This window comes from Kocuria gwangalliensis (assembly GCF_039544365.1).
Taxonomy (GTDB): domain Bacteria; phylum Actinomycetota; class Actinomycetes; order Actinomycetales; family Micrococcaceae; genus Kocuria; species Kocuria gwangalliensis.
The window spans coordinates 1-842 of sequence record NZ_BAABLN010000048.1 but is presented as its reverse complement, the minus strand read 5'-3'; the positions used below and the strand labels follow the sequence as shown (position 1 = coordinate 842).

Genomic DNA, 842 nt, shown 5'->3' with positions numbered 1-842 from the left:
GGGAGGCCAGGGCTTTCACGGTGCGGGTGAAGTCCCGGGCTCGGTAGTTGGCCCCGTTATCCGTCACGACCCGGTGGATCCTGTGGATCCCGTGGGCGGCGAAGAAGGTTCTGGCCCGGGCGAAGAACCCGATCGTGGTCACCGCTTTCTCGTCGTCGAGGGCTTCGGTGTAGGCCAGACGGGAGAAGCCGTCCACGGCCGAGTGCAGGTAGGTGTAACCGACCCTCGCCCCCGGCCCGCGCTTGGACTTCAACGCCTGGGCGCTACCGCGGCCGTGGGTGGCCCAGCCGCCACCGTCGGGGATCTTGCCGACCTTCTTCACATCCAGGTGGACCAAAGGCGGCGGGCCACGCAGCGCGGATCCGCGCCGGGGTCCTGCGGGCGTTCTCGCCGGCCGGGGTCAGATCACGCAGCCGGGAGATACCGAGTCGGTGCAGCCACCGGCCCACGGTGCGCAGGTGCAACTGGTGGCCGAGGCCGAGCAGGTGGTGGTGGATACGCCGGGCCGACCACTTCCGCTCCCGGCGCAGGGACTCGATCAGTTCCACGACCGGCGCCGGGGTGCGCTGCTGGCTGCGCCGCGGAATCGAGGGGCGGTCAACCAGACCTGCCTCGCCGGCCGCGAGGTAGCGGGCCACCCAGGTGGCCACCGTGGGCCGGCTGACGCGGAACTCGGCGGCCACGTGGGCCTTGGGGATCCCGTCCTCGATGTGGCGCAATACCATGCGCAGCTGGCCGGTCGGTGTCAGGGGTGCGTTAACGTGGGTCATGAACGGGCTCTTTCGTGCGGATGTTTGTGTAGGAACTTCCATCCTGTGGCGAGGAGCCCGTTCCTCATCTCA

1 pseudogene is annotated in these 842 nt (G+C 69.4%); it reads right to left on the bottom strand.

Features of this window, described 5'->3' with window-relative positions:
* A pseudogene (locus tag ABEA06_RS13505) lies at positions 1-770 on the bottom strand (helix-turn-helix domain-containing protein); the annotation flags it as partial.
* Between the last annotated feature and the right edge of the window lie 72 nt (positions 771-842).